Origin of the sequence: Clostridium sp. AM54-37XD, from assembly GCF_003478225.1 — a bacterium.
In the GTDB taxonomy this organism is placed as follows: domain Bacteria; phylum Bacillota; class Clostridia; order Lachnospirales; family Lachnospiraceae; genus Coprococcus; species Coprococcus ammoniilyticus.
In genome coordinates, this window is sequence record NZ_QUEV01000003.1 from 273299 (window position 1) to 281231 (window position 7933).

15 protein-coding genes are annotated in these 7933 nt (G+C 39.1%); 6 read left to right on the plus strand and 9 right to left on the minus strand.

Features of this window, described 5'->3' with window-relative positions:
* Positions 1–87: 87 nt before the first annotated feature.
* The 7 genes from DXA07_RS04510 to DXA07_RS04535 are packed head-to-tail and all read right to left on the minus strand — an operon-like array spanning position 88 to position 3588.
* Positions 88–1071, minus strand: coding sequence for a recombinase RecT (locus DXA07_RS04510; protein WP_118483572.1), 984 nt, complete (start codon positions 1069–1071; stop codon positions 88–90).
* Positions 1071–1331: a hypothetical protein gene (locus DXA07_RS04515; RefSeq protein ID WP_118483574.1), complete on the minus strand. Its 261-nt coding sequence runs from the start codon at positions 1329–1331 to the stop codon at positions 1071–1073. The genes DXA07_RS04510 and DXA07_RS04515 overlap by 1 nt, the downstream gene beginning before the upstream one ends.
* A gap of 11 nt (positions 1332–1342) precedes the next feature.
* Positions 1343–2242, minus strand: a complete 900-nt coding sequence (locus tag DXA07_RS04520; RefSeq protein WP_182427454.1) for a DUF1351 domain-containing protein — start codon at positions 2240–2242, stop codon at positions 1343–1345.
* The gene (locus DXA07_RS13025) at positions 2233–2400 is read right to left on the minus strand and encodes a hypothetical protein (protein ID WP_182427455.1); all 168 of its coding nucleotides are present in this window, start codon (positions 2398–2400) and stop codon (positions 2233–2235) included. The genes DXA07_RS04520 and DXA07_RS13025 overlap by 10 nt, the downstream gene beginning before the upstream one ends.
* A 19-nt stretch (positions 2401–2419) precedes the next feature.
* Entirely contained in the window at positions 2420–3067 is a 648-nt protein-coding gene (locus DXA07_RS04525) for a YqaJ viral recombinase family protein (RefSeq protein WP_118483578.1), read from the minus strand.
* The gene (locus DXA07_RS04530; RefSeq protein WP_118483580.1) at positions 3055–3264 is read right to left on the minus strand and encodes a hypothetical protein; all 210 of its coding nucleotides are present in this window, start codon (positions 3262–3264) and stop codon (positions 3055–3057) included. The genes DXA07_RS04525 and DXA07_RS04530 overlap by 13 nt, the downstream gene beginning before the upstream one ends.
* Positions 3265–3282: 18 nt before the next feature.
* A complete protein-coding gene (locus DXA07_RS04535; RefSeq protein ID WP_118483582.1) occupies positions 3283–3588 on the minus strand; it encodes a hypothetical protein in 306 nt (101 codons plus the stop codon).
* Positions 3589–3683: 95 nt separating this feature from the next.
* Between DXA07_RS04535 and DXA07_RS13030 the strand changes: the two genes are divergently transcribed.
* Complete coding sequence (locus tag DXA07_RS13030) at positions 3684–3857, plus strand: hypothetical protein (protein ID WP_182427456.1); 174 nt, start codon at positions 3684–3686, stop codon at positions 3855–3857.
* Here DXA07_RS13030 and DXA07_RS04540 read toward each other — a convergent pair.
* Positions 3854–4132, minus strand: a complete 279-nt coding sequence (locus DXA07_RS04540) for a hypothetical protein (protein WP_118483584.1) — start codon at positions 4130–4132, stop codon at positions 3854–3856. The two genes, DXA07_RS13030 and DXA07_RS04540, sit on opposite strands and share 4 nt — an antisense overlap.
* Before the next feature lie 20 nt (positions 4133–4152).
* Positions 4153–4371: a helix-turn-helix domain-containing protein gene (locus DXA07_RS04545; protein WP_243013734.1), complete on the minus strand. Its 219-nt coding sequence runs from the start codon at positions 4369–4371 to the stop codon at positions 4153–4155.
* Positions 4372–4525: 154 nt separating this feature from the next.
* Here DXA07_RS04545 and DXA07_RS04550 point away from each other — a divergent pair, with 154 nt between their 5' ends.
* From DXA07_RS04550 to DXA07_RS04570, 5 genes are all read left to right on the plus strand, one after another.
* The gene (locus DXA07_RS04550; protein ID WP_118483586.1) at positions 4526–4909 is read left to right on the plus strand and encodes a helix-turn-helix transcriptional regulator; all 384 of its coding nucleotides are present in this window, start codon (positions 4526–4528) and stop codon (positions 4907–4909) included.
* Positions 4910–4976: 67 nt separating this feature from the next.
* A complete protein-coding gene (locus tag DXA07_RS04555; RefSeq protein ID WP_118483588.1) occupies positions 4977–5207 on the plus strand; it encodes a hypothetical protein in 231 nt (76 codons plus the stop codon).
* 16 nt (positions 5208–5223) lie between these two features.
* A complete protein-coding gene (locus DXA07_RS04560; RefSeq protein ID WP_118483590.1) occupies positions 5224–5721 on the plus strand; it encodes a hypothetical protein in 498 nt (165 codons plus the stop codon).
* A gap of 44 nt (positions 5722–5765) precedes the next feature.
* The gene (locus DXA07_RS04565; RefSeq protein ID WP_118483592.1) at positions 5766–6287 is read left to right on the plus strand and encodes a hypothetical protein; all 522 of its coding nucleotides are present in this window, start codon (positions 5766–5768) and stop codon (positions 6285–6287) included.
* A gap of 343 nt (positions 6288–6630) precedes the next feature.
* On the plus strand, positions 6631–7755 hold the full coding sequence (locus DXA07_RS04570; RefSeq protein ID WP_118483593.1) for a site-specific integrase: 1125 nt from the start codon (positions 6631–6633) through the stop codon (positions 7753–7755).
* The last annotated feature ends 178 nt before the right edge of the window (positions 7756–7933 follow it).

Below are 7933 nucleotides of genomic sequence, written 5' to 3' on the forward strand. Positions count from 1 at the left end.
TCCTTTCTCCCTGCCACCGGATCAGCGGCAGGGCTATATACAATGGCTTATACTGTGTGTGATGTGTGTATCTGCCATGAACAAGTATTATGAAAACAGTGCAGCGGCGGCAGGATTCTGCTGTGTAGTCTGCGGCTGTTCAATAACAGGTGCTTCCTTGCCCTGTTCCGGTTTTGCTTCCGGTTCTGATGCAGTGGAATCAACATATTCCTCTGTATCGTTTTCCACATAGGTCACATTTCCATCTCCATCCATAGTGGTCATATCACGCTCAAATGCACTCTGAAGATCAATACTCATAACACCCCACTTGGAAATTAACTGACGGAGCATTGTTTTATATGCCATTCCATCAAAATTCTTGTACCAGAATGAGGAATACATCCATGCATCACGAGGGTCATAATTGCCAGCCTCGTAGTCGGCAAATGATACCTTCTGCTTCTCTCCATACTTTGATTTGACTGTCGTAGCATCTTTTGAGAATGCCTGTGAATACTTATCAGCATGTGCAAGCATCTGTGCCTTGCTCCAATACAATGTTTTTCTGAATCCATTTGTCAGCTCAAACATGGCATAGTAGCCGATTGTCTCAGCTTTTTCACGCTTGTCCCAGTCATCAACCATAAGATTGACTTTGATGTCCTCATTGAGCGGATCAAAGTATTCAAGCTCACCTTCTTTAATGGCCACTACGTTCAGTCTCTTATACTGACCGGATCGGATTGCAAGCTGGATATATCCCTTGTATCCCATCTGGAACTGTGCCTCTTTGGTACCTACCTTGGTATTATTGAACGGGACCATGTAATAATGTCCGAGCTGTGGAGATGGTGAAAGCTGTAAACTCTCACCAAGAAGTGCTGCTGAAAGAATCGACTGATTTGTGCACTCCTGAAGTGTAGGGTTGGTGTTATATGCTGATACGATAGCAGAAATGAAACGCTGTCCGTTCTTGCCGCCAACTACCTGATTAATCTGATTTTTTATAGCATCCTGTGTAAGGTATGCTGTAATTCCCAAATTCTGCTGTGCCTTGCTTTTTTTCACTAAACTATTATTAACTGCCATTATTTGTCCTCCTCATTAAAGCTAAAAAGTTCATGTAACAACTGATCAAGTTTTTCCTTTGCTTTCTTAATCTCCTCGTCAAGTTCCTCATCTGTAAAAGAACTAAGCTTTATAACATTGTCTAATTTCTCTTTTGCAACACACGGTGGATAGTTTTTATGTAAGAATCGTGTGTATCCTGCCAAAACAGCAGCTACCTGTGATTCTACTTCATCCTCTGAGCCTTCCATTCTCAAATGACTTCCTTTTACCTCTATCATGCTTTTTCCTCCTAAATAGCTTTAAATTCTATGCTTCTACTCTTAAAGAACTCTTTCAATGCATAAGCATCTTCCGTTGTGAGCAATACCTCAAATCTGACTACCATTCTCTCCTGTGTGCTGTTAGCACTCTGCACCGGTTCTGGCGGTGTCACAGCCTGCTCATGCGGTTCTGTCGGTACAATTACCGTCTGTTCTTCTTTGATCTCCTGTGCCTTGCGCTCTTCCTCTGCCTTTCGTCTTGCCTCTTCTGCAGCCTTTCTTGCCTCTTCCTCAGCTTTTCTCCTTGCCTCAGCTTCAGTCTTTGCCTTGGCAATCTCTGACATCCTCTTAGCCTCTGAGATGGCCTTGTTTATATCAAGCGTCTGTTTGAATACCTCTGTAGCCTCAAATCCAAACTCTGGAAGCTGGCTGAGTGTATACACATCATCGCCGATCTGATACATTCTTGCTCTCATCTGTTCCTCAATGCTTTTCATCGAAGTGGATGCATTCAGCCACTTAGGATCCCAAATCTTTTCAAGTGTAACGAAACTCTGAAAGCCCATGCCGGCAAACAGTTCTTCAATAGCTTTCTTCTTCTGTGCTTTCTGTTCATCATTGTAAGCAGCAATTCTCTCATCTATCACTGCAATAGGCTTATCAACGATTGCTATGAGCTCATTAATCTGAGACTTAAACTGATTGAACGGATTCATATATTCCTTCTCTTTTCTGATACGTTCAGAGTTCGCTGTATTCTTAAATTTGTTCAGCATTGCTCTATCTGCCTTAGCATCCTTGATCTGCTCATCTGTATATAAAAGAGATCCATAGTATTCAGCCTTATCCTTAAGTTCAGCCTTAAGTTCTTCAAAGTTTAAAACTTTAATCTCCTCCGGTATTGCTACCTCATTCACTCTTAATTCCATGTACATCCTCCCACCATAGCCAGTTCATACTGACCATCTTTGTTTATTTTCATCATGCTCATGATCCGGTCTGTCTGTTTCTGTCTCTCCTCTTCACAGTCGCATCGCTCTCCCGGATCAAGATTTGCTCCACAGTTACTGCAAATTCTGTAATACATTTTTCTCTCGCCCCCTTTACTATATTTCCGGTAATTTCAGTGCCGGTGCTTTTTTCATCTGTACATGCTCCCAGAACTTCGATTCTTCCTCGATCAGATACTTGATATCTTCTTCAACCTCCGACCGCTCTATCGGATAATGTCTTGTCTGTAAGTACACATTCTCTCCATATACAGATTTAAGCTGTGCCTTAAGTACAACATAGTCAAACTCTGTAACCATTAAGTAATGCAGCACCTGTATGTAATAGTTATCCGGTATCCTGTGATCCCACTTCTCTTTTTGCATGGACTGTAAGATATTCGTCGTCTTACATTCCCATATGCCTTTACGACCATCCTGATCTATGAGCCATCCATCAAGAGATGCATGTGCCCACGGATACTTGTCATTGAACCAAATGTTATTCTCTTCATAACACACTTGGTATTCCGGATAGTCCAATTTGAACAATTCCCTGAGAAGCGGCTCAGCTTCTGTTCCATATTTCACATATGGCTTATCCGATATATCCACCGGTTCAATTCCATATGCTTTTTCTTTCCAAAGCTCCACATTGCTTTTATATGGGTTCATTCCCACAATAGCCGAAGCATCCGAACCACCTATCTTTGTTCTTGCCTTGAGCCATTCTTCATGACTGGATAACACTTTCATCTCAACCATGCTTTTCTTCTCCTGCCTACCAGATAAGGGAGTGTCAGCAGCACTCCGACAAATGCCTGTCCAAGGTGTGCATACCATGGTTCAATGATCTGCATATCCATGGCGAACGCAACTGAGTTTGCTGCTCCGAAGATCAGGAATAAACCAATAGCACACATGGTATAAACCGCATATCTGCACATCTTCTTTTTCTTCATTTGCTTCACTATCCTTTCTCACTGTGCATCCTGCAACACCGTCCCACCTTCTGCAACTTTCTTAGGATTGAACGGTGGTACTCTTCTGCCGGCTTTCAATTCTTTGCGGTATCGCATAAAGTCTACAAGCGCAAGATAGTTGACATATGTCACACCAAAACCATCCAATATGGTGTATTCACTGTATCTTCCTTTTGCAATGTATATCGCCAGCTCCGATAATCTGTTACATACCGTTCTTATCGATATTCCAAATTCCTCGGCAATCTCGGCTTTTGTCATATATGGACCGGCTTTTACATATCTAATTCCTGTTATATCCATTTCTTACCTCTCCTTTCTCTTGTCGTCCTCGTTATTTCACCCTATAATTTCCGTAGGTGCTACCAACACCAATTCATACGAAAGAAGGTGAAACTATGTCAAAAGATTCCTTTAAAGATGCCTTGACAAATATTGAAGACATTGCACTGGCTTACACAGTCAAGACATCAACTGCCACAACACCTGAACAGTTTCTTGACGATTATGTAAAGAATAAAATTTCATTTACTGAAATCAAGAAACAACATGGTGATAAGTGGATGATCTAAAACTCGAATCTGGCAATTGATTTAAGAACCTCTTTTGTCACATCGAGTAGGTGTAGTGAGTGCTTTACCGAGTATTTCTTTGCTCCAAGTACTTTTAAGATGTCCTTGATAACGCACTCCTCGCCGTCATACGTTTCCGACAATTCACAGTTCTTTGCGATATAATAGAAAATTATCTCCTCGTCAGTGAGAACTTTCCTCACCTCAGAGAATTCTTCTATATCTTTCGTTTTCTCTGCTATGTCTACCAGCTTTGAATTTATGCTGTTTATCATGCCTCTCCTTTCTATCCATTTTAATTGGATTCTGACGGTAAAAAAATATAGTCTAACGGCATATCATACAGTCTTGACAATTCCTTAGCCTGTGAGATTTTAGGTTCTGATGTACCCTTTTCCCAACTAACAATAGTCTGCTTGCCTACTGCCATATGTTTTGCTACTTCTTCCTGTGTCATTCCTGCATTTACTCTTGCTGCCGCTAAACTAATCTGGATCTTTTTCTGTGTTTTCAATTTTGCTCTCACTTCCTTTCTGTATCATGTTCATATTGTATATCCATTTTAATTGGATGTCAATACTAAAATTCATTTTAATTGAACTTTCTGTTGCTTAATATACATTTTTGTTGTATTATATGAATATATCAGAAACAGGGAGGTGCTCCTAATGTCAGACGAAAAACAAAAAGAAGTTTTTGCACGAAATCTGAATAAATATTTAGAAAAAAGTGGAAAAACACAAAGAGAAGTTGCGCAAGCAATCGGTGTTATTCCAACTACATTTAATACATGGTGTCTTGGTCAAGCTTTACCACGAATGGGTAAGGTTCAGTTATTAGCTGATTATTTTGGTATAAATAAATCTGATCTAATTGAAAACAAGCAAGATTCAGAATACTATCTTGATCCGGAAACAGCTAAAAAGGCACAGGAGATCTTTGAAAACAAGCAACTCTCTCTTCTCTTCGATGCCGCAAGGGACGCAGAGCCAGAGGACTTGGAGACAGTTCACACAATGCTCATGGCTCTCAAGAATAAAGAAAAGAAGTAATGTACAAAAAACATCCCACGGTATTTGTTATTGTATCTACAACTATGTTACAAGGGGGATAAGTTAATTGTATGATATAAATGTACAGATGATGGATCTGAAGACTACAAAAGTTAAAGAAACTGTTACCTGCAATGAAGATGGTTCATATACTATCTTTCTTAATACACGATTCACACAGGAGCAGCTTAACGATGCTTATATCCATGCCATAGGTCACATCACCAGAGACGACTTCAACAAACACAGCTCTGCTGATGCTATTGAGGTTTATGCGCATGGATTAAATAAAAAATAATGAAGGAGAGATTTTCATGAAAAAGAAACTATTAACAATTATGGCTGTATCAACACTAGCTTTGTCTCTTACCGGATGTGGTAATGCAGGTAATTCTACTACTGTTTCCACCACCGAAACTGTAACAACAGAGGCCACCACTGAAGCAACAACAGCAACTTCTACAGAAGAAGAAACCACTGAAGCTGCCACATCAGAAGAAACTTCAGAAACAGAAGCTCAGTCTGGTACATTAGATGGTCTTGCTCAGTATCTTCTGGATCAAGGAGTTGTTACAGGTTCAACATCGGAAACTATGTACTCATATATCGGAGCAATCGGCGGATTCAAGTATCTTGATTCTAATGTAGAAGTTTATGAGTACGACATGAATTCAGATACGTATAAGCAAATAGTTGATACTAATAGCGTGAGTGGTCTTACTGTGTCCGCTATCAATGGGCCTTACGTTCTTATGTTTAGTAATGATGACGTGAACCAGTCTGTAATAGACGTATTCAATGCATACAAATAAGAGCTTTTATATGATATAGAATAAAAAAAGGGGGGCTAGTTGATATGTCATTATTTGGACCATCAAAAAGAGAATTACTGGAATGGCAAGCATTTGTTACTGGGAAACCATCAAGCAAACTACTAATGAATAAAGCTCAATTAAAAACGGCAACTCAACAGATTGCTCAAGACAGCCTAAGAATATCTAACGATTGTGTCAGAATTATCTCTGAAACAATTAAGCCTGATGTATTCTTCTCAAGAATGGACTTGCTATATCATCATACATACAAGTTATCTGTTTGTGAGAAATATATAAAATTCTCAGATGCATTACCATCACAGGCGTTGGCACAATTTGGACAAGATCATTTTAATGCTGTACAAGCTTTTATTAACAGATATACCCAAGCCACATACAGCAAAGCTGACACACTAAAGACAACCAAAGGGAAATTGAATCAAGCAGTAAAATTCTATGATTCACTTGTCCCTTATTTCAATAATATAGAGCCTCAAAATATACAGATGATTGAAAACATAAAGCAATCCATGCTTGCTAATTTGGGAGGTCAAAAAAATTAAATTCAGTTACCCAAAGTCTCTGCCGATGTTATTGAAGATTATGCGTATGGATTGACTGCGAAGGAAACTTAGATTATAATAACTGCATTAAGCAGCCTATAGGGCATGAATATGTGATTATTTTCTTAATCTTAGACCTCGCAGAAATGCGGGGTCTTTTACGTTACATGATACATTGAAAATAATTCAAATAAAAATCCCCCAGATGCTACCAACATCTGAGGGAAGTTACCCACAAACCGAAGGCTTATGAATAACGTATCAGCAAACTACATTATATCACAAGCCTTCCACTTTTGATAGGCTTATTTTTTATGCCTATCTTTAGATAGGAGTTGATATTATGTGGTCAGAAATACAAAAAAATGGAACTGTAAAGTATTGTGAGCGGTACACAGATCCGCTCACGGAGAAGGTTAAGAAGGTCACTGTAACGATGCAAAAGGCATCACCGCAGAATAAGAACAAGGCGACGAGGATCCTCAATGCCAAAATCGATGCTGCATTGGATTCAGTATATGCAGACAAAAAGACTACTTTAAGAGAATTGCATGACGCATATTCCGCAGCTCAATGTGTGACATATAAGTTATCTACGACCAAACGAAATAATATAATAATCAATTCTGTTCTTGATATCTTAGATGAAGATGCTATTGTCAACAATCTATCAGCTCAGTATGTAAACAGTAGATTCCTTGACAGTGGTAAGAATATATCAACGCTTAATACATATATTACGAGATTTAAAGCCATGCTTAATTGGGGATATAAAAATGACTACCACGATAATTACCGGCTTATCAGTAAACTTGAATTATTCACAGATCAGACACAGGAGGAAAACACACAGAGTAAATATCTTGAACCAGCCGAAATCACAAAACTACTTGAATATATGCAAGATCAAAATATGTGGCATTGGTATTATGTCACTGAATTTCTTGTCCTGACTGGACTGCGTTTTGGAGAGCTTGCGGCGCTCAAAGATACTGATGTAAGCTTGCAAGACCTCACTATTCACATAGATAAAACATATGATTCAAATAACGATGTGGTTACTACTCCTAAAACGGATAATTCTATCAGAGATATTCACATTCAGCCGGAATTGATTACTGTAATCAAAAAGATACGATTATGGAGGAAAGAAAAGATGTTAGAGCGGAATCTGTCAACGACCCTATTTATTCCAGACATCTCTACCGGATCATATATATCATATGCTGCGTATGATAATTATCTAAAAAGAAAATCTAAGCTTGTGCTTAATCACCAGATATCGCCTCACAAGCTACGCCACACACACGCCTCTTTACTTGCTGCAAATGGTATGACTCCAGATCAGATTGCAAGAAGGCTGGGCCACGGTCGTAGCGATGTCACTCAGGACATATATATACATGTCACTCAGCAGGTCGTTGCGAATGATAATAAAACTATTGATTCAATAAATCTTATCTCATAGTTTTAGTATTTTGCCCCTATTTTGCCCCTACGGCATATTTTAAGGTAAAGAAAAAACCCTGAAACCCTTGATTTCTCTTAGGTTTCAGGATTTTTCTTTAATGCCGGCGACCGGCACTTTCTTAATTTTTCCCAACTATGAAAATAATTGAAAAATCTAGGTTTTAGCCATTTTCTAG